This window comes from Streptomyces sp. NPDC059832 (assembly GCF_042731715.1).
In the GTDB taxonomy this organism is placed as follows: Bacteria; Actinomycetota; Actinomycetes; order Streptomycetales; family Streptomycetaceae; genus Streptomyces.
This window is the reverse complement of record NZ_JBHWIY010000021.1, coordinates 45,323-70,507: the sequence shown is the minus strand read 5'-3', so window position 1 is coordinate 70,507 and position 25,185 is coordinate 45,323. Positions and strand designations below refer to the sequence as shown.

The 25,185-nt window shown below is 68.9% G+C and carries 22 protein-coding genes, 1 tRNA gene and 2 pseudogenes; 17 read left to right on the top strand and 8 right to left on the bottom strand.

The features are described from left to right. Positions 1-46: 46 nt before the first annotated feature. Positions 47-643, top strand: coding sequence for a CGNR zinc finger domain-containing protein (locus ACFV8T_RS30020; RefSeq protein ID WP_385333626.1), 597 nt, complete (start codon positions 47-49; stop codon positions 641-643). A 30-nt stretch (positions 644-673) separates the two neighbouring features. Beyond that, positions 674-796, top strand: a pseudogene (locus ACFV8T_RS30015) (alpha/beta hydrolase fold domain-containing protein); the annotation flags it as partial. 16 nt (positions 797-812) lie between these two features. On the opposite strand, the gene ACFV8T_RS30010 reads toward ACFV8T_RS30015, so the two are convergent. Both ACFV8T_RS30010 and ACFV8T_RS30005 read right to left on the bottom strand, forming a co-directional pair. Beyond that, positions 813-1,610, bottom strand: a complete 798-nt coding sequence (locus ACFV8T_RS30010; RefSeq protein WP_385333812.1) for a nitronate monooxygenase — start codon at positions 1,608-1,610, stop codon at positions 813-815. Between the two features lie 287 nt (positions 1,611-1,897). Beyond that, complete coding sequence (locus tag ACFV8T_RS30005; RefSeq protein WP_385333623.1) at positions 1,898-2,539, bottom strand: DUF5701 family protein; 642 nt, start codon at positions 2,537-2,539, stop codon at positions 1,898-1,900. A 177-nt stretch (positions 2,540-2,716) separates the two neighbouring features. Between ACFV8T_RS30005 and ACFV8T_RS30000 the strand changes: the two genes are divergently transcribed. Further along, a complete protein-coding gene (locus tag ACFV8T_RS30000; protein WP_385333620.1) occupies positions 2,717-3,745 on the top strand; it encodes an aminoglycoside phosphotransferase family protein in 1,029 nt (342 codons plus the stop codon). Between the two features lie 1,226 nt (positions 3,746-4,971). On the opposite strand, the gene ACFV8T_RS29995 is transcribed toward ACFV8T_RS30000, so the two are convergent. Continuing rightward, the gene (locus ACFV8T_RS29995; protein ID WP_385333617.1) at positions 4,972-5,382 is read right to left on the bottom strand and encodes a hypothetical protein; all 411 of its coding nucleotides are present in this window, start codon (positions 5,380-5,382) and stop codon (positions 4,972-4,974) included. Positions 5,383-5,483: 101 nt separating this feature from the next. Here ACFV8T_RS29995 and sigJ point away from each other — a divergent pair, with 101 nt between their 5' ends. Beyond that, the gene (gene sigJ, locus ACFV8T_RS29990) at positions 5,484-6,464 is read left to right on the top strand and encodes an RNA polymerase sigma factor SigJ (protein WP_385333614.1); all 981 of its coding nucleotides are present in this window, start codon (positions 5,484-5,486) and stop codon (positions 6,462-6,464) included. A 639-nt stretch (positions 6,465-7,103) separates the two neighbouring features. Here sigJ and ACFV8T_RS29985 read toward each other — a convergent pair. Further along, the gene (locus tag ACFV8T_RS29985; RefSeq protein WP_385333612.1) at positions 7,104-7,676 is read right to left on the bottom strand and encodes an O-methyltransferase; all 573 of its coding nucleotides are present in this window, start codon (positions 7,674-7,676) and stop codon (positions 7,104-7,106) included. A gap of 227 nt (positions 7,677-7,903) precedes the next feature. Next, on the bottom strand, positions 7,904-8,569 hold the full coding sequence (locus ACFV8T_RS29980) for a DNA-binding response regulator (protein WP_385333609.1): 666 nt from the start codon (positions 8,567-8,569) through the stop codon (positions 7,904-7,906). Positions 8,570-8,636: 67 nt separating this feature from the next. Here ACFV8T_RS29980 and ACFV8T_RS29975 point away from each other — a divergent pair, with 67 nt between their 5' ends. The 3 genes and pseudogenes from ACFV8T_RS29975 (at position 8,637) to ACFV8T_RS29965 (ending at position 11,429) form a co-directional block, all read left to right on the top strand. Beyond that, a complete protein-coding gene (locus ACFV8T_RS29975; protein WP_385333607.1) occupies positions 8,637-9,479 on the top strand; it encodes an oxidoreductase in 843 nt (280 codons plus the stop codon). Between the two features lie 198 nt (positions 9,480-9,677). Then, complete coding sequence (locus ACFV8T_RS29970; protein ID WP_385333605.1) at positions 9,678-10,841, top strand: hypothetical protein; 1,164 nt, start codon at positions 9,678-9,680, stop codon at positions 10,839-10,841. Between the two features lie 23 nt (positions 10,842-10,864). After that, positions 10,865-11,429: pseudogene (locus ACFV8T_RS29965) on the top strand (transposase). Between the two features lie 369 nt (positions 11,430-11,798). Here the strand turns inward: ACFV8T_RS29965 and ACFV8T_RS29960 are convergent. Next, positions 11,799-12,203, bottom strand: coding sequence for a GFA family protein (locus ACFV8T_RS29960; protein WP_385333602.1), 405 nt, complete (start codon positions 12,201-12,203; stop codon positions 11,799-11,801). Positions 12,204-12,756: 553 nt separating this feature from the next. On the opposite strand from ACFV8T_RS29960, the gene ACFV8T_RS29955 reads away from it, so the two are divergent. From ACFV8T_RS29955 to ACFV8T_RS29925, 7 genes are all read left to right on the top strand, one after another. After that, on the top strand, positions 12,757-14,760 hold the full coding sequence (locus ACFV8T_RS29955) for an ABC transporter ATP-binding protein (protein WP_385333600.1): 2,004 nt from the start codon (positions 12,757-12,759) through the stop codon (positions 14,758-14,760). Between the two features lie 177 nt (positions 14,761-14,937). Continuing rightward, positions 14,938-15,519 carry an NUDIX domain-containing protein gene (locus tag ACFV8T_RS29950; RefSeq protein WP_385333598.1) on the top strand — a complete coding sequence of 194 codons (582 nt, stop codon included), beginning with the start codon at positions 14,938-14,940 and terminating at the stop codon, positions 15,517-15,519. A gap of 458 nt (positions 15,520-15,977) precedes the next feature. Beyond that, the gene (locus tag ACFV8T_RS29945; RefSeq protein ID WP_385333596.1) at positions 15,978-16,223 is read left to right on the top strand and encodes a hypothetical protein; all 246 of its coding nucleotides are present in this window, start codon (positions 15,978-15,980) and stop codon (positions 16,221-16,223) included. A gap of 206 nt (positions 16,224-16,429) precedes the next feature. Continuing rightward, positions 16,430-18,784, top strand: a complete 2,355-nt coding sequence (gene fxlM, locus ACFV8T_RS29940; protein WP_385333809.1) for a methyltransferase, FxLD system — start codon at positions 16,430-16,432, stop codon at positions 18,782-18,784. Next, on the top strand, positions 18,781-19,368 hold the full coding sequence (locus ACFV8T_RS29935) for a hypothetical protein (RefSeq protein ID WP_385333594.1): 588 nt from the start codon (positions 18,781-18,783) through the stop codon (positions 19,366-19,368). The genes fxlM and ACFV8T_RS29935 overlap by 4 nt, the downstream gene beginning before the upstream one ends. A 107-nt stretch (positions 19,369-19,475) precedes the next feature. Then, entirely contained in the window at positions 19,476-19,679 is a 204-nt protein-coding gene (locus ACFV8T_RS29930) for a cold-shock protein (protein ID WP_010982331.1), read from the top strand. Between the two features lie 229 nt (positions 19,680-19,908). After that, entirely contained in the window at positions 19,909-20,058 is a 150-nt protein-coding gene (locus ACFV8T_RS29925) for a hypothetical protein (RefSeq protein WP_385333592.1), read from the top strand. 196 nt (positions 20,059-20,254) lie between these two features. Here ACFV8T_RS29925 and ACFV8T_RS29920 read toward each other — a convergent pair whose 3' ends face one another. Continuing rightward, positions 20,255-21,061: a hypothetical protein gene (locus ACFV8T_RS29920; protein WP_385333589.1), complete on the bottom strand. Its 807-nt coding sequence runs from the start codon at positions 21,059-21,061 to the stop codon at positions 20,255-20,257. A gap of 15 nt (positions 21,062-21,076) precedes the next feature. Then, complete coding sequence (locus tag ACFV8T_RS29915) at positions 21,077-21,493, bottom strand: hypothetical protein (protein WP_385333586.1); 417 nt, start codon at positions 21,491-21,493, stop codon at positions 21,077-21,079. Between the two features lie 627 nt (positions 21,494-22,120). On the opposite strand from ACFV8T_RS29915, the gene ACFV8T_RS29910 reads away from it, so the two are divergent. The 3 genes from ACFV8T_RS29910 (at position 22,121) to ACFV8T_RS29900 (ending at position 24,753) form a co-directional block, all read left to right on the top strand. Next, on the top strand, positions 22,121-22,363 hold the full coding sequence (locus ACFV8T_RS29910) for a hypothetical protein (protein ID WP_385333584.1): 243 nt from the start codon (positions 22,121-22,123) through the stop codon (positions 22,361-22,363). After that, positions 22,354-22,425 (top strand) — tRNA-Gln (locus ACFV8T_RS29905). Before ACFV8T_RS29910 ends, ACFV8T_RS29905 begins: the two co-directional genes overlap by 10 nt. Before the next feature lie 3 nt (positions 22,426-22,428). Further along, positions 22,429-24,753 carry a hypothetical protein gene (locus ACFV8T_RS29900; RefSeq protein WP_385333581.1) on the top strand — a complete coding sequence of 775 codons (2,325 nt, stop codon included), beginning with the start codon at positions 22,429-22,431 and terminating at the stop codon, positions 24,751-24,753. The last annotated feature ends 432 nt before the right edge of the window (positions 24,754-25,185 follow it).

Sequence of the window (25,185 nt, the reverse complement as noted above, 5' to 3'; positions counted from 1 at the left end):
ATTTTCATGCACAAGACGTTATGGAGGTAACTCAAAACTCAGCAAGATGCGTTACATTGTCTGCGTGCCCTCCAACATCGACGACTGGTCCACCCGGCACTCCGTGCTGACCATGGCTCGGCGGACCGCCGCTCTGATCAACGTTCTCGACGACGACTCCGCCGACCCGGCCGAAGTCGGCGATGTGCTTCGCGCATACGGTGAGACAGACCCCATCGACCTCACCACTCGCGATGTCGCCGGTATGCGTACATCTGCCGCCCTGCTGCGGGAAGTCTTCGCCGCCGGGACGATCGACGGTGCCGCCGCCGGCCTCAATCGCCTCCTGCAGGAACACACCGGACCGCTCCGCCTGACTTCACACCGGGGCAGTACCCCCTGGCACCCCCATCTCGACCCCGACGACGAGGCTCCCTGGGACGAGTGGCTCCTCGCCTCGTCCTGCATGGCCCTGACCGTCCTCGTCTGGGACCGCCAGCGTCCGCCCGGCAGGATCTGCTCTTCTCTCAGCTGCCGGAACGTCTTCATCACCCAAGGCAGCGGCCCGGAACGTCACTACTGCTCCCGCCGATGCGCAACCCGCGAACGGGTCGCGGCCCACCGACGCGCCCGCTCCGCCGAGCAGTCGAGCCAGAACGAGTAGGGCATCCGGAGCCGACGCGGTATTCGCTGCGACGCCTATGCCGTACTGGCCTGGACGGCCGAGCACGCAGCCGAACTCGGCATCGCCCCGGAGCGGATCGCGGTCGGAGGGCACAGCGCCGGCGCGGGAATCGCGGCCGCGGTGGCGCTGCGGGACGAGGTCGACGCCCTCACCGGCCCATACCGGCAGCGGCGGCACATCGCCTCGCGCCACATCGGCCTGATAGGCCTGTCGGACCTGTGGGTCCTCGGCGAGTTCCGCCTCCCTTCCCCGCCAGCGGTCGAGGTAGGGATGGCCGAGGGTGCGAGCCGTGTACTTCGTCGTCGACCAACGGGCTCCCCTGGCGATGTCGAGGACGCTGCTGCGTTCCGTGTCCTGCCCGCGCCCGCGGACGATCGCCTCGGCGGCCGCGGGATCGACCAGGGACTCGGCCGTCGCCTGGAAACGGGTGCCGATGAGCGCACCGGCGGCCCAGCACCAGGGCAGCGGCCACGCCGCGGCCATCGGCGATACCCCCGGCCGCCAGCACCGGCACCGGTGCCGCCAGGTCCGCCACCACCGGCACGAACGGCAAGGTGGCCCTGCCGCGCCGGGCCCCGTGCCCGCCGCTCTCCGTCCCTTGCGCAACGATGACGTCGGCACCCAGATCCACTGCCATCCGGGCCTCCTCCAGATCGGTGACCTGAACGATCACCGCCGCACCGGCTGCGCGAATTCGCTCGACGAACGGGCTCGGATCCCCGAAGGAGAGCATCACGGCCCGCGGGCCGTGCTCCAGCGCCTGCTCGACCGCGCCGACGCCGGCCGCCCAGCTCAGGAACCCGACTCCCCACGGTCTCCCGCTCCCAGCCACGATGGGCAACTCACGGGCCAGCCAGTCCCGTTCCCCGCCCCCGCCGCCCAGCAGTCCCAGTCCGCCGCCGCAGGAGACGGCCGCGGCCAGCGCTCCGCCCGCCGACCCTCCCATGGGCGCCAATGCGATCGGGTACTCCACGCCGAACAACTCCGTGAACGCCGTCGACCATGTCATGCCCGCCATCATCGCCCCTCCCTGCGTTCTGGAGCACCAGCCAGGACACTGGCCGTGCGGGAGAACTGTCGTGTCCCGAAGGGGCTCGTCCCATGTCTCGGATCAACCTCTCCGAACCGGCAGTGGTCTCAGCCGACCTGATTCGCCGACCTGGTCGAATTGCGGATTGCGGATCGCCGGCAGGACGACATCTCGTTCCACTGTGACCTGCTGCGTCGGTCGGATCAGGCCACGGTTCGACCGGTCGCCGAAGCGAAGCCGAGCCACGTGTGCCGGTTGCCCGCCCAACACCAGCCCACCTTCGGCGCATCACGGTTGTCTCGGCCGTCTCGCCCGGTCCCGTTACTGATCCACAAGGCGGGGGTTCGCGCGTCGAGCGTGTCGTTGGCTTTCCGCAAGCGGGAGCCGATGGTCATGAAGCAGTGGCCCCGTTCAAGTGCCGCCGGCTGCTGGAGCACCCAGTGGATGCCCTCGATCAGCAGCAATGGAGTGCGGCCTCCTTCGACGATGGCGGGCAGTGCCTCGTGAGGGCTCCAGTTCGCCATGTGATCGCCTCGGTCGAGGCCCTCCACCACATAGATTGGCTCGTCGGGTACGTTCACGGTCTCGATGGGCGAGAACTGATCGATATCGGGCATGTCCACCACGATGAACCCCTGCTTCCCCTGATGCCGAAGCAGAGGCGCGAGGGCCGACGCCGGAACCCGGTCCGGGCGGACCACAAGAAGGCCGGCACGAGCCCCGGTCTCTGCGGCCATGGAGCGCAGCTCGGCAGGCCGGAAGCCACCAAGTTCATGCACTCCGAGCTCGATCAATCGCTCTGCCTGGTCGGTGACTGAGGGAAGAGTGTGCAATTCGGCTGGCATGCGACTCCATGGGACGTCGAAACAGAACAAGTTGAACGTGCCGCCTACAACGCGACGGACGCCGGAATCGTTCCTCACCCCCATGGCCAATGCCCGACAGCGGACGACGGACGTCGCCGAGATCCGCAGCCCCGCCGGCCCGCGTGGAAGTGGTAGAAGTAGGGGAAGTATGAGCCCATGTGGTCGCGACTGCCGTTCGGGGGCGAGTTACGGGCAGAGCTGGGCTCCCCCAGGCACTCTCGGCGGCTGAGCAGCAGCCCGCGCTCACGTGTGTGGCGCGTGGACCTGGCCGGGGCGCCGGCGGTGGTGAAGCAGATCGTCGCCGGTCCCGACGCCGAAGAGCGGTATGCCCGCGAGGTGGCCGCGCTGCGCCTTGCCGCACGGGCTGAGCCGCCCGTGGTGCCCGCCCTGCTGGGCCTCGATCCCGGCGAGCGGGTGCTGGTCCTGGAACATCTGGTCCACCAACGCCCGTCCAGCGACTGGATCGTCGGCTACGCGGCGGCACTGGCCCGGCTGCACGCCGCTGCCCACCCGCAGGACATCGGAATACTTCCCCGCTGGCCGGGCCCGGACAGCGCCGATGTCGAATCCTTTCTCAGGCTGGCCGAGGCTCTTGAGGTTGCCGTCGCTCCTGGCGTGTCCGGCGAGCTCGACGACCTCGTGCACCGGCTCGGCCAGGCATCGGGGCACGCCCTTCTCCACGGGGATCCGTGTCCCGGCAATGACCTGCACACCTCCAGCGGGATCAGGTTCATCGACTTCGAACAGGCATCCTTGGGCAGCGGACTGGTGGAGCTCGCCTACCTGCGCATCGGCTTCCCGACGTGCTGGTGTGTCACTGCGGCATCCGCTCCTCTGCTGGACCGGGCGGAGACCGCCTACCGCACGGCATGGCGCACCGCAACCAGCACCGAACTCCACGGCGACCTCGCCGACGCGTGCGCAGGCTGGCTGCTACGAGGCGACGCGCTGGTCGAGAGGGCCCACCGCAAAACCACTGACCACCTGGCCCGGATCCCGGAACGGGACTGGAAATGGGGCACCGCGACCGCCCGGCAACGACTCGTCCACCGGCTCGGTGTCGTCGGCCGGATGACTGCCGACCGCCCCGACCTGAACGGCCTGAGCAGGCTCAGCACGGACATGCGCCGGCGAATGCTCGCTCGCTGGCCCACGCTCCCACCGGTCCCGGCAAAGCGGCGATAGACACCTGCTGATATCTCGGGTCACGCGTACGCTCGGAACACAACTCTTGGCTGTTCCCGCGGCTTTCGCCCGGTCGACCGGTTCACGGCGCGCAGTCGCGGCGGTCCAGGTCAGTTGGGCACTGGGACCTAGGACATTGGTCCAGTTCCTTGTCCGATGTACTTCACTGGGAGTGCTGGTCGAATGGGCGCATGGGCGCTCTTGCGAATCTGCCGGGATCGGACGTCCGCATGCGACTGGCCGCGGAGAAGGGTGAATCCGAGCCGCTCGGCATCGGCCCATGCCGGGCGAGCGGCGATGATCCGGGGGGAAACGGCTACGCGTTGAAGCAACGGGCTCGATCCGTGCCCGCTGGGCATCAGTCAACGACACACCCGGACCAACGATCAGATCCTTCGCAAGAAGCGGCCTCGGCGATGTCCGGCCGATCATGCGCTTGTGATGGAACGTTCATGATGTCGCCCAGGTCGTGGCATCTGCGGCGCCACCACGGCCAAGCACGTGGCGCGTGAGGGTCAGGCAGGGTGCGTGCCAGGAATTCGGCATCGGCTTCTCTGACGACCGACGAGATCTCCCGGGCTGCTCGTCTGTCGAGAGCGCCTATTGCTCGCTCTATCAGGAGGCGGTCGTCCCAGATCTCATAGCCAGGCAGGTGCGGTTTGGGCAGGTAGAGCAGCCATCCGGGACGGCGCACGAATGCTCGCCAGCACTGGACGGCGCCTTCGAGCTCCCGGACGGGAAGGCCCCGTTCAGCTTCGAAACGAGACGCCTGACGACGCGTGTGGGGTGAAAACCGTGAAGGCCGGCGCCGGTAGTCCCGAAGATGGGACCGGCAGATGGCATCCAGACGTAGAGCAGCCGCCGTCTTTCGGGGCATGACTCTTCTTTCGTAAACAGTGACTTCGATGAGGAACTCTACCTTCGAGCTCGCGGCAGGGCTGGGACGGGCCGCAAACAGCAAGGCCGTTGCCGGATCCCCGACGCTGAGCGTCACCGGCCGAGGTGGCAACTTGCGCTGGAGATGCTCGACGAACCGGCAGCGGTCGGGCTCCTGCCGCGGTGCTGGTCGCGGACGCCGGTTACGGCGCGAACGCCGGCTTCCGGTACGAAGACCACCCTGGGACTGGACCTCCTCCAACACCTGTCAACCACCTGGACCGGCACCTGCCCCACCTGCCGCCAACCCACCCCATGGCAGCCCTACGACACCCCCCAACAAGGCCCTACTAGCTGAATTGATCCGCGCGGCCCCGTATCGGACCCTGGCGCCGGGCCAGTGCCAGCACGCTCAGACCGAACATCAGGACACCCAGGGGGAGATGGACCGACGGAACGTGAGCGATGCCGAGCACGACTTGAACCGAGGCGAGTACGAGGAAACCTGACGCATGCCAGACAGGCCGGGGCGAGCCGCCACCCGGCTTCCATGCCAGCACCGCCGCGAGCACGTACAGCATCGACGCCCCGTACATCACACGGGCTCCGACACTGTGCAGCGTCTCTCCGAAGGACGAGGTCAGCAGCAGTCCGGCGGAGACCGCCTGAAGGAAGATCGTCAGGGTCTGCAGGGCGATTGCGACCTGCAAGAACGAAGAGCCACGCTGCACGCTCGCCGTCGCCGTCTCCTGAGTGGCCATGTCGCATTCTCCTTTTCCGCCCTCGGGCGGTAGATCGATAAGGTCTCACCAGCCCGACGAAGCGGGCGTGCGAAAGGTAAGGCGAGGGGGCGACCGGAAGCATGGGGACTGTCGGGACCAGCACGGATGAGATATTCGGTGAGCGGCGCCAACTGATCAATGTCGCTTACCGGTTGCTCGGTTCGGTGACCGAGGCCGAGGACGCCGTACAGGATGCCTACGCACGCTGGTACGGGCTGCCGCGAGGCCGGCAGGAGGAGATCCTTTCCCCCGGCGCCTGGCTGACGACAGTGACCAGCCGCATCTGCCTGGACCTGCTCGGCTCGGCGAGGGCCCGCCGTGAACGCTATGTCGGCGCGTGGTTGCCCGAGCCGCTGCCCGACCGCACCGAGTGGGACCACGCGGGCGGCGCCGACCCCACCGGCCCTCCAGACCCCGCCGACCAGATCGTCCTGGACGAGTCGGTAACCATGGCCTTCCTCGTCGTCCTGGAGTCGATGACGCCCGCCGAGCGGGTCGCGTTCATCCTGCACGACGTCTTCCGGTACCCGTTCACCGAGATCGCCGACGTTCTCGGCCGGACGCCTGCGGCCTGCAAGCAGTTGGCGGCCTCCGCCCGGCGGCGGGTGAGCGTCGCGCCCGCTCCGGTGGCGGCGACCGGCCGGACCGACGTGGTGAGGCACGTCAAAGAGGCATGGGAGACCAAGGACATCGAAGCTCTCATCGGTCTCCTCAACCCGGCCGCAGTCATGACCGCCGACGGCGGCGGCATGGTCGGCACCGTTCTGCGCCCGGTCGAGGGCGGCACGCGCATCGCCCAGTACATGGTCGCCATCGCCGACAAGGCTCCGGGGCTCGAACTCCTGGAGCGGTCGGTCAACGGTATGCCGGGTCTGGTGGCCCAGCGTGCCGGCGTCGTCATGACCGTGGCCTCGTTCGACGTCTCCGACGGGCGCGTCACCCGGATCTGGGTGGTCCGCAATCCGGAGAAGCTGCGGCCGTGGGCGCGGGAGGGCCAGCCGGCCCCCGCTCGGCAGAGCGTGCAGTCGCCGCCAGCAGATGAGCGCGCATCCGGGCGGTGACGGGGCCGGCCGCGCTTGCCCCGCACCGGCGGTACGGCGCGCGGCAGTGGGATCAACTGGGTGGTGTGGCGGCGAACAGGATGCCGGTGCCGTGGGTGATCAGGGTGGAGGCGGTAGTCGTGATGCCGGGCACAGGCCGGGCCGGGCCGTCACCAACTTGGTGACGGCATCGACGATGACCTGCCCATTCGCGGAGAAGCGGGGTTCCGTGAGGAGGCATCGGCCTTCCTGTCGGAGTGCCCAGTTCGGCCGACCGCGCGGGGACGGTACCGGCCCCGGCCGGTGGGAACCAGGTGTCGGTGGTAGCAGAGCCCGTCTCAAGGGCTACGGTGCCTGCGCGGCATCCGGCCCACCGTCGGCACATGTTGGATCGAGCAGCGCCGGTCCGAACGGAATCCCGCGATACACCGGAAGGCAATCGCCAACACCCTCGCCGCACTCAAGGCCGATCCGGGCGGCCCGCCCCGACCGCGCCCCGACCTGCGGGCTCCTGCACGCCGCGCAGGACCACGGGAGTGAGAAGATCCCGCGCTGGGCGAAGAAGCATCACATCGAGTTGCGCTCCACCCCGACCTGCCCGTCCTGGACCGATCAACCCGTTCGAGGCACGTTCCAAACTGCTGCAACAGTTCGCCGCCGCTACGGGCGGCGTACCGCAACAACCGCTGAACTGGTGGGAGTTGTGAGAATTTCGGTGGCTTCCAGGGCTGGATGGGTGAGGTAGAACAAGCGGAGCTCATCCACTTCGCCGCCGAATCGAGGCGGCCAATGAGGCGAGGGAGTGAAGTCGTCCAGGATGAGAAGGCCACCGGGAGCGAGCTGATCGACGACTCCCTGGGGGTCGTCACGCTTACCTCCGCCGTCGCAGAAGAAGACGTCGAACGGGGCATGCTGCTCAAGCAGCCGCCAGTCCCCAGTGAGAACGCTGACGCGCTTGTCGTCCGCGAAGACACCGGCCGCTCGACGGGCCAGCTCCTCGTCACGCTCCACGGTGACCAGGCGTGCACCGGCGCCAAGGCCGCTGTGCAGCCACGCGGTGCCCACTCCCGAGCCGGTGCCGCTCTCCGCAATGGTTCCCTGGGGTTTTGCAGCGGCGGCCAGTCTGAGCAATCTGCCCACTTCAGGGATACAACTCTTCTTGAATCCCGCCTCGGAGGCGACACGCTCCGCGGCCACCACACGAGGCGGAACAGCACGTTCTGCCATGATCACACCCCTCCTTCATCGTGAACATGAACCTATCCGCCAACAGAGACGTCGGTACGGAGTTCCGCCCGTCCGGACCCGGCGAAGTTGCCCGGTCAGAGTGTTGGGCCGTATCCGCGAGGTCCCGTCCGGGATGTTGGCTTCGGAAGTTCTTCGGGTTGCCACGGCGATCGGTTGCGTGACCCGAGGCGCTCAAGTGTACGGATCGCTGAAGGCATGGATGATCACTACGGTCAGCGGGGCAGCCCCAGCTCACCCGCACGTAGCCCGGCCTGGAAGCGGGAGCCCGCCTCAAGCTTGGTCATCAGCTCGGCCACGCGTCGTCGGTAGGTACGCAGCGAGATACCCAGCCGTTTGGCCGCCGACTGGTCGGTGAGTCCCGAACCGAGGGCTTTGAGAATCATGCGGCCGTCGGCATCGAGATGGGGGACGTCGCTGCGCAGATAGGTGTCGAGATCGGACGACTCGTCCCAGATCGCTCCGAACAGCGAATGAACCCCGTCGATCAGGATCTGCGACATCGTCACGGTGTACTCACGCCCGGTGGGCGTCTCCCGGCCGGCGAGGATCATCACCCGCCGGTCGATGAGGATGGTCTCGTGCGGCAGCGGTGAGCTGCTGATCCGTACAAGAGCCCCTTCTTTCTGTACCAGCCGCAGGTGCGCGCGGGCCTCCTCCTCGGCGAGCGCTACCGGGCTAAGCAGCTTTCGAGCAGCGAAGCCCGGGGATTCCGTGGCACGCATCCGGCTCTGGATGGCCGCTCGGGACTCCGGTTGTGACCAGGTCTTGAGGTCCCTGGCGGCACACAGGAACTCGCTGTGCGCGGACTCGAAGAGATGACCGGCACGCGCGATCAGCTCTGCGTCCCCTTGGACTGAAAACACGGGTTCGTTCCGCATCCCTCCAGTCTGGCAGCAAGCTGCCGCGAGCTCGCCGACCCTCGTGGCGGCGGGCACCATGAGCCTCATGACGATCAAGACCTTCTCCCTCGGCGGAGACCTGACCATCAACCGGCTCGGCTTCGGCGCTATGCGCCTGGCGATGGGGACCTTCGACGGTCCGCCGCGAGCTCCGGAGAGCGGCATCGCGGTACTCCGGCGCGCCGTGGAACTGGGTGTGAACCACATCGACACCGCCGGCTTCTACGGCAGAGGAGAGGTGCGGGCCAATGAGCTGATCCGTACGGCGTTGGCCCCATACCGTGACGACCTGGTCATCGCGACGAAGGTCGGGCCGCTGCTCGGGCCCGATGGTGTGCCGAGCGAGCAGGCGACGCCTGATCAGCTGCGCGGCCTGGTCGAGTCGGATCTGCGCTCCCTCGGGCTGGACCGGCTCGACCTGGTCTATCTGCGAGTGGGCGGGATGACCGGGCCGGGTGGCGAGTCGATCGCCGAACGGTTCGCGGTATTGGCCGAGCTCCGGGAGGAGGGGCTGATCCGGCACCTGGGTGTCAGTAATGTCGACGCCGTCCAGTTTGCCGAGGCCCGGACGATCGCACCCGTCGCGGCGGTGCAGAACCAGCACGCCGGTGACATGGGGCTGCTCGCGGAATGCGCGGAAGCGGGTATCGCGTACGTGCCGTACTTCCCGCTCGGCGGTGGCGGAAATCCGCTCGACGCCGAACGGCTCGGCAAGGTCGCGGTACGCCTGGGCGCGACCACGGCGCAGGTGCAGATCGCCTCGCTGCTGGCGATGTCTCCGTCGGTGCTGGCGATTCCGGGCACCGGTTCTCTCGACCACTTGGAGGAGAATCTCGGGGCCGACGATCTGAGTCTCAGTGACGAGGATCTGTTCGAACTCCGAGGCTGACCGTACGACTCCGGAAGTCGGCTCGGCAGCCACCGCACCGATCACCGACTGGCCGATCGCCCTCGACACGTCCAACTCGCGCCGTCTTCCCCGGTGTCCGGGCAAGTGGACGTACGACCGTGATCCGGACGTGACCAGCGCCTCGTAATCTCCATGGCCAGGGAATTCACGGGATGAGCGGTCAAGGCGGGGCAGCACATGACATACCGGCGCGCGGCGATTCCGGCACTGGTGGGAGGGCTGCTCCTCACGGCACTCCTGTGGTGGGCGGGGGCGAGTACGCAGGCGCTTCACCTGCCGGGTACCACCGGTGTGATCGGCGGCCGGGCCGCTGCCGAGCTCGAACATTGGCTCACCCCTTGGTCGTACGACCCTCCGGCCTCGGTTGGGTTCGGGGTTGAGGTGTCCGGCGGGACCGGGGACACGGCCGGGAACGGCAGCACCCGCTACCTCGCGCTGTACACAACCGCGCTGCAGATCCGGTTCGCCGCGGTCTTCGCCTTCTTCGTGCCCGTGGCGCTGCTCCTGATCCGCAGGCTGCCACCGGTACACGGCAGGATGCCGGCCGCGCTGCTCGCGGTGTGGGCCTGGGGTCTGGTGGCCGGGACCCTGGCGGTGACCGTTTCCGCGCCGTGGCTCATCGCCTCGCAGGGGCACGGCAGTTACCGTTTCCTGCCCCAGCTGGCGAGCGTGATTTCCTCCGGACGACAGGCCCTGGTGGCGACCGCGCTGGTCGCGGCAGTGGGGACGGTGCTCGTCGCGCGGGTCACCGCCGAGGGAGCCGGTCCGCTGCCGCAGGAGGCCGTCCCGGCGCGCGCCGCCCGCCTGGCCGCAACCGCCGGGACCGCGGTGATCGCACTGTCCCTGGTGGTCCTCTCGTACCAGGAGGTCGCCGCCGCCCTCCAGACGGTCTCCCCCGGCAACGGGCTGTTCGCCGAACCGGGTGATCTCCTGCGCCAGTGGCTGCTGCTCGGCGCCTGGTCGAGCCCGGCGGGCACGCCGCTCGGCGACTGGCTCCTGTACCGGGCCGCCGACGTATTGCTGCTCGCCGTGGTGTGGTGGGCACTGCGGCGGCTGCCCGGACTGCTCACCCGGACCACCGTCCCGGCGATGGCGGCGGGCGCGGTCTGCGCGACCGTCCTCGGGCTGCTGGCGAGCCAGGTGCTGCGGGTGGCTACGGACGGTGTGGGCCTGCACTGGGGGCTGCTGCAACTGTCCGCCGGCATCGGTGGCGGCGTCCCGGCCGCCCTGACCTGTGGGTTGGTGGCGGGATTCGTGGCTGCCGTGACGCTGCGGGTGGCCATGGAGCGTACCGAAACGGTCGACGCCACGGCCTCCGACCCGAGTTCCGTCCGACCCTAGGCAGCATCTTCAAATGATCCCGGATGGTGGATCACGGGGTCGTGATACGTCGTCATGAACCGACCGATACCGAGTGGGAGTTCGTCCGGCCGCTGCCGCCTGAATCGTTGCGGGGACGAAAGCGGCTGGACGACCACAGGGTTCTGAACGGGATCGTGTGGAAGTTCCGGACCGGGACGGCCCGGCGGGACGTGCCCGAGCGTTACGGTCGGTGGGCCACGCTCCACACCGTCCGGGCCCACCAGGATGCTGCCGGGGCCCGAGAAGGGGGCTCCACGCCCCGGCACTCGGCCGGTCCCGGGGCGGTCTGACCCGCAAGATCCACCTCGCCTGCGACGCCCGGGGCGGCGCGCCCGCCTTCGTCGTCACGGGCTGGAACACCAATGACTGCACCCAGTTCACCGCAGTGATGGAAGCGATCCGGGTCCCTCGCATCGGACCAGGCTGGGCTGGGCCTGGCCCGGCAACGTGGTGGAACGGTGCTTCAACCACCTGAAGCAGTGGCGCGGCATCCCCACCCGCTACGGCAGTACCGCCCGGTCCCACGAAGCAGCAGTCAACCCCGCCTCACTCCTGATGTGGGCGTGACATTTGACGACAACTCCCCGTGACTCCTGGTCGGTTGGCCGAGTACTCGTGCACGGAGCATGGTCGGCAAGAGGTCGCAGCATGTGTCGCACCGACGCCTGGACGTGTGGCACTGCCAGGCTGTGCTTCGTCGAGCCCGCGTACGTCGGTGCCCCGATCGTCCCCCTCCGCTCTGAGGACGGCATCAGCGCCTGGAGCAACTCCGTCGGACACACCACCACATGAGTGTGCCGCACCCGAAAGGGGCGGCGGCTCCTCCTGCCGTGGCGCTCGGTGTCCTGGACAGTGCAACTGGGGGTCAGCAGACCGGTTGCTCCCATCTCCTACCTTGTGACGGCACTCGTCGGGACCCGCTCGGGGCCCGGCGGATCAGGACGCCGGTTGGGTAGAGGGGATGGGCGGAAGCCATGCGGGGGTGCCGTCGCGGAAGCTGTGCCCGATGGGGACGATCTCGGCACCGTTGTCGAGGGCCGAAACGCAGACGCCGAGATAGTCATCCCCTTCACCCGCCGCCCCCAGGTGCGTCGCGCACGCGGGACAGGACCACCGCTCCAGCGTGGGCCAGGGCCGAAACGAGGCGGGCGTGCCGGGACCGGTCCAGGTGAAGGAGGTCCGGCGGAAGCCGACCCAGGTCATGAACGCGCCGCCGGACAGTCGGGTGCAGTGGGGGCAGGAGCACAGGTGGGGGTCGTAGGGCTCTCCCGTCGCTTCGAAACGGAGTTGTCCGCACAGGCAGCCGCCGGTGAACACCTCTGATGTGGAGTCGTCGGTCATGGGGCTTTCCTCGCTGTCGGGGTGGTGTTGTCGCGCGTCGCCGGGTCGCAAGAGGACGGGTAGGGCTGCGCAGTGGGTGGCAGCCTGGCACGCCGGCAGGGCGGCGGGGCTGTGGCCGTGTGGAATCGGGCCATTGCCGCCACCGTGACTGCGCGCGGCGCGCGCCGTCGCCGCGCAGTTGCCGCACGGGGCGGCCAGGGTTTCAGGTTGGCCGGAATCCCTCGGAAGAGACGGCCGAACGAGCGACCATCCCTCGAACGAGGACGTTTCAAGGGCCCCGCCCCACAACGCATGGGATCGACCCCAAAATTCGCACAGATGTCCCGCGTTGCCCCCACTGTCACCCGTTACGGCGAGCCAGAAGCACCGTTTCTAGAGCATCCGTGCCATTCGATGGCCTACTGGAGGACTCGATGAATCCTGTACCCACCCCCGCACATCAGCCCCTCGGAATCGAACGACGGCGGCCCGTCCCGGCTTTTTCGGCCCCTGGGGCACGGCGGGTCGGCGCCTTCGCCCGCCGTTCAGCTGGGTCGGACACGAGGTGGAGGGCATGAGCGAGGAGTCCGTCGACCAGACACCGGCCGACATCGGGGTCTCGGAATCCGAACGCCTCCTGTTCGGCGGAGAGCTGGCCTACGACATCGGCTGGAGCCGGCATCAGGGGGCGTGGCTCGCCCTCGATCTGTGGGCGATGGCCCGTACTCTGCCGAAGCTGGTCGCCATCGCCGTCCGGCTGGCGCACCAGGCTGACGCGCGGGCGCTGCGCACGGTGTGGTCGGCCGAGTTGGGCCGGGGTATCGCTCAGGCTGTTGGTCTGGTCGCTGTCAACGCGGTCCTGGGGCACCTGCTGGCAGGCGGTTCGACGGTGGAGCGGCTGGAGCGGGCCGTGCCGGCCCTGACCGCTGTCGCCCTCACGGGGGTGATCGGCTCGTTGCTGCGGTCGGCGTCGACATCGGCGACCGGTGGGCTGGAGCCGAGGGTGCAGCGGGTGGCGACCGAGCGGTATCTGTCGCTCGTGGCCCGGGTGGAGCTGTCCGCGGTCGAGGATGACGAGTTCCACCGGTTGCTGGACTCTGCCGGTTACGGGGCTGACTCGGCGCGGCGGATGGTGAAGTACTGCACGGCGGTCCTCAGCTCGTTGATCTCTTTGGTCGCTGCGGCAGGTGTGCTGACGGTTCTGCACCCGGTGCTATTGCCGTTGCTGGTGGCGATGACGCTGCCGAGCGCGTGGAGTTCGCTGACGATCGCGAAGATGCGGTACGTCTCCTTTCATCAGTTCGTTCAGCATGCCCGAGCCGGGCAGTTACTGGGGCGGCTGCTGATCGATCAGCAGGCGGCCGCCGAGGTGCGGGTCCACGATGTCGGCCCGTTCCTGCTGACCCACTTCCGGGGCATGGCCCAGACCAGTGAGCGTGAGCAGACTCGTCTGGCCCGCGAGTCCGCGCGCAAGGGGCTGATCGCCGACGGCGCCACGGGTCTGGCGACAGTCTTCACCTACGGGGTGCTGGGTCTCCTGCTGTGGACCGGGAGGATGGACCTCTCGGTGGCCGGTACTGCGGTCCTCGCGATCCGTACCGGCTCGGCAAGTCTTGACCGGCTGGTGCTGCAGGTCACCGACCTCCACCAAGAAGCCCTGTTCGTCGCCGACTTCGAGAAGCTGTGTGTGGAGGCCACCGACCGGGCCATCCCCACGACCGGGCTCGACCTGCCGGAGCGGGTGCAGGACATCCGCTTCGAGAAGGTCACCTTCACCTACCCCGGCAGTACCGCCCCGGAGCCGTCCCTGCGCGATGTCGACATCACCATTCCGGCGGGGAAGACGGTCGCCCTGGTGGGGAGCAACGGCAGCGGCAAGTCGACGCTCGTGAAGCTGCTGTGCGGCCTCTACCAGCCGGATCCGGGAAGCGGACGCGTCGTGTGGGGCGACGTCGACACTGCCGAGGCCAACCGGTCCCAGATCTTCGGGCGGGTCGCCATGGTGGCCCAGGACTTCTACAGGTGGCCGTTCACCGCGCGGGTCAATATCGGCATCGGCCGCTCCTCCGGCCCGATGGACGACACCGCGATCGAATCTGCTGCCGCCTATGCGGGCGCCGATGAGGTCCTGGCCGAATTGCCGCGAGGTCTGTCCACGCTCCTGGCCCGCGGCTACCGGGGCGGGCACCAGATCTCCGGCGGACAGTGGCAGCGTATGGGGATCGCGCGGGCGCGGCTGCGCGCCGCCGAGGTACTGATCGTCGACGAGCCCACCAGTGCGCTGGACGCGGTGGCTGAGCAGCGGGTCTTCGACCAGATCCGCAATCTGGCCGGTCAGGGCCAGACGGTCATTCTGATCACACACCGGCTGCACTCGGTACGCCACGCCGACCTGATCTACGTACTTCACCAGGGCCGGGTCGCCGAATCCGGGACGTTCGACGAGCTCATGGATCCGGCGACCGGCACGGGAGCGTTCCGGGACGCGTATCTGCTGCAGTCCCGCGCCTACCACCCCACTGTCCCCGCACAGCGCAGCGGGGCGAAGGACAACAAGCCTGCCGGGGAGGGTGTGTGAGACCGCATCACCCTGACGCTCAGCGTCCCGGCCCCGGCTCCGCCCATGCCGGTCCCGTCGCTCCTCGCCGTTCCAGGACGCGGCCGGCAGCCTCACGATCGGTGCCGCTCCCCGTTCCGCGCGCTGCGGAGCCTGCCCGAAGCTCCATCCAACTCCCTGTGCCTAGGCGGTAATACCTTGAACACATCCCCGTCCTCTCAGCACGCGAGCACTGCCGTCCTGATCGACAACGGCCGCGGCGAATACCTCCTGCACCTGAGGGACGCACACAAACCGATCTGCGACCCGGGCACCTGGTCCCTGGTCGGTGGCGGGCCCGAGCCGGGCGAGACCCTGGACGAAGCGATCACCCGCGAGATCCTCGAAGAGACGGGGCTCGTCCTCTGCGACATCGCCCCCTACACGACTGCGAAGGCCCACGACCCGAACGTCACCGAGGGGAACATCCAGGTCTACACGGCCCACTGGGACGGCGTCGCCCACGATCTGCCCGTCACCGGAGGGATCATGTTCGCCTGGTTCGACGTCGCCACCATGGAGCAGCTGTCGATGTGCCCGTGGGCTCATGAGGTGATCAAGACCCACCACGCCGAGCACCCCGCTCCGCCACGGTCCGGGCCGCGGGACGACGCCGGTCAGGACGTTCCCGCACCACTGCTTTCACGCCGCCCGCGGACGAGGCGTACGGGTTCTGGCTGTCGGCCGCATACCTCGTCCCAGGGGTGGTCCGGCGCTTCCAGGCCGACACACTCACCGTGATCGCACCCGAGGAGGACTCCTGGGCCGTGGCCAGTCCAGGCGACGGCACCGTGCGCGTGCACGGCCCCGCGAGGTGTGGGCCGAGCTCGAAGAGGTCGACGCCCTCTGGACATGCGCCGGGTGCCCCGACCGGTTCCACGTCGACATCCCGGCAGACAAAGGGGAGCAGTACATCGTCTCCAGAACCGGCCCCGGCGCCCTGGACTGGGTACTGCCGCCGCTCACGGCTGTACCCGGGCAGGCCGCCCCTTCCCGTACCTAGCAAGGAGAGTCGTGAACGTGTTCGACTCGGCGACGCCCGACTACGCCCGCTACCGACCCGGGATCCCGGACGAGGCCATTCAGCTCCTCGCCCGGCCCCTGGAGGGCATCGACCGGCCGACGCTGCTCGATCTGAGCTCGGGCACCGGTCAGGTGACCGAGGGTCTGCTTCCCGCCCCCCTGCGCAGATCGGCCGCGTGGACCTCCTCGACCGGGACGAGGACATGCTCCGCACAGCTTCCGAGCTGCTTCGGCCACTGCTCGGACAGTCAGCTGCCGCCTACCATGCCATCGCCGCCGAGGAGTTCACCGCCCCGTACGCCGGCTACAGGGCTGATCTGGCCACATGCTCCCGGGCTTTCCACTGGATGGGCCGTCAAGCTGCCCTGGCGATGGCCGACCGCGTCACCACCCCCCGGGGCGGCGGTCGCGGTCATGGGTGACGGGAGCCTCTGGACCTACGAGGCGGAATGGACCTCGGCCCTGAAGGGGCTCATCCAGTCCTGCCTCGGCACTGAGCGGAGGGCAGGTACGACCGGCGTGTACGCGAACTCCTCGAACGGGGCCGCCGCACCCGGGCCAGGCTCCGTGCCACGGGCCGCCTGTGAACACCACACCCAACGCACCCGACCAGCTGAGGAGCAACACCATGGGGTACGTCGTCCGCGAGGAATGGCACAAGCACTACGCCGACGGGAAGAACTTCCGGCAGTTGGGTGAGGCCGAGCGGGCGCTGCTCGCCGAACACACCCCTGTGCCGGACGGCGGCGGGCGCGCGCTCGACGTGGGCTGCGGGACCGGCGGGCTGGCTCTCCACCTCTCCTGCCTCGGATATCTCGTGGATGCCGTCGACTTCGCCGACAGTGCGATCGAGCGGGCCCGGACCGAGCACGCCGACATGGAGGGAGTGCGCTGGTTGCGGCTGGATATCGAGCGCGAGGACCTGGTGGAGCTGCACCAGGACGGCTACGACCTGATCACGCTGCGCCTGGCGTACCCGTTCCTGCGCGACCGCAGCCGTACCCTCCACGCGCTCGGTGAGCGGCTGCGCCCCGGCGGCGCGCTCGTCGTCATCACGCCCACCGCCGAGCACACCCCGAAGGAGCGGCGGGACATCGCTCTCGACGAAGGCGAGATCCGTCTGCTCACCGCGGGCTGGGGTCGGGCCGAGCGGCTGGAAGCGGACGGGCTCGCCGTCCTCGTTCTGCGCGGTCCAAGGAACGTCGGCACAACTGCGGTCGAAAAGCAGCCGCCCACCGGCCATGCCCTGACCGGTGCCCTCGCAGTCGTCACCGATGAGGCCGGCCGGGTCCTGCTCGGCCGGTCCACCCGGGGCATGTGGGAACTGCCGGGCGGCAAGACTTCCGGTTCGGAGGACTTCGCCTCGGCGGCGGTACGGGAGCTCGCGGAGGAGACCGGCCTGACCGCCTCGGTCTGCGACGCGTACGTGGTGGCGATGCTCGCCGACGACAGCCACGGCGTGCCCCGTCTGACGGCAGCCGTTCGGATCACCGCCTGGTCCGGCACCCTCACCAATCGTGAGACGTCGCTTTTCGAGCGGTGGGAGTGGCACGACCTCCACGGCCTCGCCCACGCCGGGAACATCTTCACACCATCCGCGCAGACGCTCGACGCCATCTGGCCCGGAGTCATCCCCGGCCTGCCGCCCGTCCATACCTATCCCCTCGCCGTTGCGCAGCCGCCCGTACCCGGCGAGCCTGCCGAAGCTGTCCGGCGGCGCCACGCGATGGCCGAGGCTGTTATCGCCGGTGGCTGGGCACCCTCCGAGAGGGTTCAGGATGCGCTGCGCGCGGTGCCCCGGCACCGATACGCGCCGGAGAGGGACCTCAAGACGGCGTACGACGACCTGGCCGTCGTCACCCGCCTCGACGGCACGGGCAAGCCGACGAGTTCGGTGAGTGCGGCCTGGCTCCAGGCCGACATGATCGAAAGCCTCCAGCTGGAGGCCGGATCGGTCGTGCACGAGGCAGGGTCCGGCGGCTACAACGCCGCGCTTCTCGCCCACGTCGTCGGCCCCAACGGACGGATCGTCACCGGAGACATCGACCCGTACATCGTGCACCGCACCCGCAGGCTCACCACGGAGGCCGGCAGCAAAGACGTGACCGCCTTCCACGGCGACGCCGCCCTCGGCGCCCCCGCCCACCTCGTCCCCCGGAGCGGGTTCGACGCAACCGTGATCACCTACAACGTATGGGACATCGCGCCTGCCTGGCGCGAGCAGCTCGCCGAGGGCGGACGCCTGGTCCTGCCGCTCGAGATCGGCGGCCATACCCGGGCCATCACGTTCCGGCGGGCCGGGAATGTCCTGCACGCGGAGAGGTTCACGCACTGCGGGTTCATCCGCGCCCAGGGCGAGCACGCACGGATCATCCCGGTCGTCGACCTCCTCGGCGGTGAACTGCGGCTCCGGTTCGAGGACGGCGACCCCGCCCCCACAGAGGGGTTGGAGGAGGCGCTGCGCGGACCGCGTCACGAAATCGCCACCGGGGTCAAGATGGGCAGCGGCTTCTACTTCGGCTCGCTCCAGCTCTACGCGGCCACGACCCTGCCCTGCTTCTGCCGCCTGTCCGCCCACCGGGACAAGGGCACCGGCGTCACCCTGATCGCGAAGGACGGCGACGCCCCGGCGATCCTCGGCAACGCCGCACTGGCCTACCTCGTCCACGTCCAGACCCGGCTCGGCGACAGCCCGGCCGACAGGGAATGGGAGTGGGTTGTCCATGCCTTCGGAGAGCAAGGGCCTCAGCTTGCCCAGCAGTTGGCGGCCACGGTGCGGGCCTGGGACCGTGACGTACGCGACGGCGACAACCCGGGCCTGACCGTGCACCCGGCCGGGACACCCGATCACCTGCTGCCCGCCGGGGACGTAGTGGACAGACCGTTGTCACGCATGGTGTTCCAGTGGCCAGGCCGTGACATGCTTCTCCGGACGCCCGTTGAGCACTGCGGGACACCCGCCGCAACCGCGGAGGGCACGTGATCCTCTGGCTCGACGCCCCCTTCGGCGGCGGCAAGAGGACCCTCGCCGCCAGCCTGCGCGAGGCGATGCCCGGCACGGTCATCGCCGCCCCGGAGGCCCTCGGCGGTGTTCTGCGCACCGCACTCGCCGGTCACGCTCTTCACCCGCGGGACTACCGGGAACTGCCGCTCCGGCGGACCCTGACCACCGGGCCTGTCACCGGCCTGGCCCAGCGTACCGGTGGCCCCGCCACCGTGCCCATGACCGTCCTCACCCCCGTGTCCGCGACCGAGATGTTCACCCCGCTGCGCCAGAACGGCCCCCTTCTCCACCGCCTCGTCCTGCGCACCGCCCCGCCGGCCCTGCTGGAGCGGATCGAGTCCAGCTGGGAGTACGCCGGGGATGTGGAGCGCAGCGAGGCAGTGCCGACCTGGCTGGTCGGTTCGAACCGGCCGACGCGCTGCTGGCCGTCCCATACTGCGAGGCGCCAGGGCCCGGGATGTGACGTCTTGAGAATCTCCTCACGCGTTCCCGCGATGAAGGCGGAACTACCGGTGTACCGTCAGGGGCAGCTGTCATGGTTCCGAAGTACTGGTCGCCCGTGAACGTTTCCACGGGCGTTTCTGCTGTTCAACGTCTCTGAGGACCAAGGCGATCACCTCCGGTCCCCGCACGGTGCGGGGACCGACTACCAGTCCCCTTGGAGGGCAAAATGGCCAGCGGAACCGTCAAGTGGTTCAACTCGGAAAAGGGCTTCGGCTTCATCGAGCAGGACGGCGGCGGCCCCGACGTCTTCGCTCACTACTCCAACATTGCCAGCTCCGGCTTCCGTGAGCTCCAGGAAGGCCAGAAGGTGAACTTCGACGTCACCCAGGGCCAGAAGGGCCCGCAGGCGGAGAACATCACCCCGGCCTGATCAGCTTTTACCCGCACGGCACCCGCCCCGCGACAATCGCTGGGCGGGTTCCGTGCGCTCTGGAGCCCGGCCCCGTCCGCGGCGCCCATGCTCGCGCGAGCAAGAGGGGCCTACTGATCCAGCAATTGACGGGCCGCCCGTCGCTGCAGGCGACCGCTGGCTTCCCGGAGCCTGCGAGGCTGCTCGCCCCGGACAGCTGTCCCCTCGAAGAGGGAGTGCAAGGAGCCGGATGAGCTGGGCGGCGGGGCTGTCACCAAGATCCGCGGGCCGGTCCGAGGCACTGGCCGGCTGGAACATGTGCGGGCGCGATGACCTGCGGAGTGCGGCTCAGGCGGTCGGGCTGGCCAAGGAGCGGCAGGTCGTGTCCGACATTCGGTAGAGGCGGAGGACTCAGTGCCTGCCGCAGCCGATCACTGACCTCTGCTGCCGCACGCGGCCGTCGCCGGCGCCGCCCCATACCGACGGACCAGGCTGCCGCGTCGCCTGCGTAATGACCTCAGAAAACACCCCGGGCGTGCCGCGCGCGGTCGTGTAATCGCCCGTCACCGTTCCGGTCCCGAGGGCCTGTAGCCCCCTCACGCGCTCTGTGCGAGACCGCCGCCATTCCGCGAGATGGTCAGGAGCACCGGTTCTGCCACGCCGGCGTCGCGTACTGCGGTGGCGGTGACCTCGGCTGCCCAGATGGCGGTGTCGAGCGACCAGGCCGGCAAGGAGCAGTGGATCGACGCCGCGTTCTGCATTCCCCCGGTCTGCACCTCGCCTACGAGGGGAGGAGCCAGCCCTCCTGCGGGTGCAGGGGGTTTGCCGGGATGGATGGCCAGACGGTCGAAGGAACGTTCGAGAATCAGTACGTTCACGTCTTGTGCTCGGTTCGACAGATCGGCGGATTCCCGGGCTGCGATGGTGATGACACAGTCAGCCGACGGCCCCGGCCCCGCAGTGGCCACCCAGTCCGCGGCCTGCGACAAGTAGACGAGGTTGTCGTCCGTGGACAGCTGCAGGGGCGCGACCGTGTGCAGACCGGTGAGCGTGTACGTGCCCATGTGGTGCAGTACGTCGCTGAGGACGGTGGCCACGGGCAGCAGAGGCAGCCGTTGGCCGTGCAGCTGTTCCTCCACGGCTACCTGCATCCAGGCCAGTTGGCGGACACGATTGTCCTCGGTCCAGTCCTCACCGGCGTCGTTGTGTCCCCATCGACAGCCGTCCAGCGGACCGCGGCCCAGGTGAGTAGTGCTCCACCCGTAAGCTTCCGCCCTGGCCACGGCGAGACTGAACACGTCCTCGTCTTCCAGGTCGTTCTCGGCAAGGACGCGAGCGATCCACGGGTGCCGGTGGAAAACCCCGTGCAGGCCCATGATGAGGGTCGGATCGCTCGCGTACATGCCACTGCACTCCTTCTACGCTCCGCACGACAGGGTGACGGTCTTGGTGACCGCTTTCTCAGGGGAGTCCGCGATGCCGATCAAGTCGACATCGATGACGCTGCGCCACTGGGTTCTGTCCCGGTTCTCGCATGTCTTGCGGGCGTTGGCGCGGCGGGAACTGGCGCCCTTGCCGCCGGCCTTCACGTTCTTGGACCCCTCTGCGACAGTCTTCCAGGTATGTCCGTGCTTGGTCTGAAGCCAGATGGTGACCTTTGCCTTCACATTCTTGTGCTTGCCGAGGGGGTCCAGCCACCATCCATGTGCCGATGCTGTCGCGGGCGGCGTGCTGGACACGTGGACGTGGTCTCCGTCGGTGACGAACCCGCCGACGTCCGAAGCCGTCGTCTCGGAGGCCGCGTAAGCCGATGGTGCGGCAACGCTGATGGACATCGCCACAGCGAAGACCGCAGGCAGAAGGGGTGTACGCACAGGACTCCCTGGAGGTGGAGAGGTAGCTGGCAGTTGAAGTCCTGCTGATCATTTACAGCCGTACGGGCAGCAACCTTTCCCCTCGGTCAGATCACCCGATCGATGCGGGGAACGTGGCCCACTGACGCCCTGCCTGACCGGGACTCTGCGCCCGCGAGTTGAGGAGGAGAAGTCCGCGCTGATCGCAAGGCGAGTCACCCGGTCAACGGGGCCGCCTGCCGAGCAGGGTTGACCCGACTAAAGCGACCTCGGGCAAGCAGCGAGTCTCGCGCTCGCGCTTCTCAGTGGGCTAGCGGAGAGCTGGGAGGAGGTCGAGCGCCGGCACCGGCACCGGTACGAAGGCAACGGTCTGCAACCGCTCTGGACGACCCCACGGCTCGACCCCGTGGAATCCGCCAACCTCTACGCCTTCCCAGTCTCAAACGCTCGCGATCCAGGCGGGCCGCGGTGGGAAGCTCCCTGCTACGACGTATCGCTCTCTTCCACACCGTCACTGCCTTCCACCGTGTCCAGTGCTGGGACGACGGCGACAGCCGGAAAATCGACGCCCGCGCCGCCCACCCTCGTGCCCTCTGGCACGACCAGCTCATGCAGCAGAAGGTGGAACTGATCCACGGTGTCATCATCTTCACCGGTCGCTTCGACGGACAGGACCTGGTGTGGGCAGGCCGCAACCCCGGCGACCAACCCCGCGAAGGTGTCCCTGCGAAGGTGTCCTGTCGTCAGCGGGCAACCAGCTACCGGCTGCCGGCTACCGAAGGCAGTTCGCTCGGGCAATCCGCTTGCACGGACTTCGCACAGACGTCTAGCCTCACGCTCATCGGCGTGTAGCTCAGTAGCAGAGCACCGGGCTCTGGACCCGGAGGGCGCAGGGGCGGAACCTGCCACGTCGGCTTATGAGCGATGACGCTGAGCAGCAGCATTCCACAGGGTCCAGAGACTCCATGACGTATCCCCAGGCCATGCAGGCCCAGGCCTTCCTGACCCGGCTGACCCATGGTGAAGCCGACACCCGGGACCGCGCCGCGAGCCGCGTCGACCGTTGGCAGGCGGTGCTCTCCGGTATGGCTGACGGCCGCCTGACCATCGGCTCGCGCACCCCGGTGGCTGGGCTGCCCGCCTGGGTGACCCCGGAAGTCGTACGAGGCGGATTCGCCACCTCCGAGGCGAGCGCCGAGGGCCCGCTCCAACCGTACGAGCGCGAGGCCGCGTCCCTGGCGGGGGTGCCCGTCGGGCGTCGGGCACTGTTCGCGTACTGCCTCACCGAACCCGGCCTGGCACGGTTGTACGCGCTGCTCGACAGTGGACGTTACGAGATCGTCGTGCCCGAGAAAGCCGCGCTGCTGATCGTGGCGTGGCTGGTGCGGTCCGGAGACGTGACCGGCGCGCTGGAGCTTGTCGAGATCCTGGAACCGTGGGCCGATCGGCTGCGTTTCATGCCTCGGCCGTCTGTGCTGCCTACGCCGGACGTTCAGGCAGTCCACCGGCGCACGGTCGGCGACGTCGGCGCGTCCTTGTCCGCCCGACGGCCGCACTCCGCGGTGGAGACCCAGCGCGAGGCGCTCGCCGTCTGGCAGCCCTTCGGCGACGAACTGCTGGCCCACTGGCTGGAAACAGCCGGGACCGGCCGCGTGCTGGACCACGTGCTGGACGACACCTGGCGGGAGCGCGGCGAGATACTCCTGCGGCGCTACCGGGAGCTCGCGGCGACCCACACACGCTGCACCAAGCACCGCGACCCGAGGGAGAACCTGGGCATCCTGCGCGGCGCCCTGGAGGAAACCGTCGCAGGTCGGCCGCTGGACGCGCGCCGACTCGGGCTGCTGCGCCACGCGGTGGAGTCCATGGTTCGACGGCGTGGCCGTCCCGGCTCCGGACAGCACCGCGAGTTGCGCGCCCGCCAGGCGGCACAGGCGGCTCAGCCCTCGCACCACGCGCTCGCCCAACTCGTTCTGCGCCGACTGTCCGGACTCCCGCAGCAGACCGGCGCGGCCGATGTGACACCACTGATCGCGGACGTCTCGGCCCGCGAGTCCACGGAGACCGGGCTGCCCGCGGGGGCGGTGATCCCGGTGGCGGTGCGACGTGTCGTGGAGGCCGCGCTGAGCGCTCCGATCAGTACCCTCGTGGAACGCGGTGTGGTGCCCTCGGCCGAGGTCCTGGCCGAACTGGTGCCGCAGCTGGTCGCGTCAACCGGTTCGCAGGCGTATCAGGACCTGGCGCTGCGCACCCTGATGGCCGCGAACTACCGGGCGTTCCGCAACCGCCGTTCGCTGCTCCTGCTCGACCTCGCCCGGCAGGTACGGGTCGAGGAGCTGCCCTGGGTACGTGCAGTGGCCCAATACCGCGTCGACGATCAGGGGCAGGAGGCTGCGCACACCGTGCTGCGTCAACTCGGCGAACTGGCCGTGCAGGCCTTCCCCGGCACGCTCCTGCCCAACCCTCTGGTGCGCGAACTCAGTGTGCTCGCTCGGCAGGCCGAGGCAGGCGCACCGTTCGTGGAGGAGCTGGCCTCGGACATCTTCATGGGCACCTTCACACCGAAGTTTCTTGCGGCGGCGAGGGTCGCCGCTGAATTGCTCGACGGCACGCTGTACGAGCGCTACTACGGCATCGACTACGCGGCGGTCCGCAACCTCGCGATCACCGAGGCGAGCGACTCGCTGCGCCGGGCCCATCGGGCGCGCACCTCGCCCGGATTCGCGAAGCTGTGCGCAGCGCGGGCCGGCGATACGAGCACCCGGAGCTGGTCCGTGGCAGCGAATGGCAAGATCATCGAGCAGGGCCAGATCCTCACCACACACAACCTGGCCACCCTGGTCGGCCGAATCGGCATCAGTCCCGAGCCCGGTTGGGGAGACCTGGCTCGGCGCTGCTTCACCACCGTGTGCCTGCTGACTGCCCGGATACACGGCAACCCGCGACCGCTGTCCACGATCAAGGACGCGGCGTACGCATGGCGCCAGATGGTGTTCCACCTGTCGCTCTGCGGTCCTGCGGAACAGTCCCATGTGATCGCCCGACTGGACGAGGAGATGGCCCGCTATCCAGGTCATGTCGCGGCTCGGCTCGCTCCGGCGCTGACCGGCCTGCGCCAGGCCGCAGCCGGGGGCTCGCCCGACTCGGGTGGGGGGCGCTGTTTCCTGGGTTGGACCACTGAGGCCCACTGGCTCGTCCGCCTCGATGACGTCGGTATCCCCGTGCGGCCAGCCAGTTGGTGACGGACGACGCGCTATCGACGCCGCGCATGTCCGGGCGCTCAAAAGGGATGCTCATACCGGGCCTTCGCCGGTCGACCGGGCCGGCCCCGTCCGGCACCAGCACTACCTGCCGACCGAAACGGATCCCGCTCTCCCTCCCGTTCGCCGGCGGAGACCGTCACAACTCACCCAGCTCATGCCGCTGCTGGACGCCAACCCACCCGTCCGCAGGTTGCGCGGCCGGCCAGGCCATCGTCCCCGATGGCTCCTCACCGACCGCGGCTACGGCTTCGGCACGCGTGCCGATGTCGCCTCCGAGCACGCGGGGTCACTTCGGGATCGCCCACCGCGGCACCCCGCACGGCACCCCCCTGGGCAGAACCCGCGCCTGGCTCCACCAGTTCGAACGACTCCGTATCCGCTACCGGATACGCACCTCGAATGACCAACGGC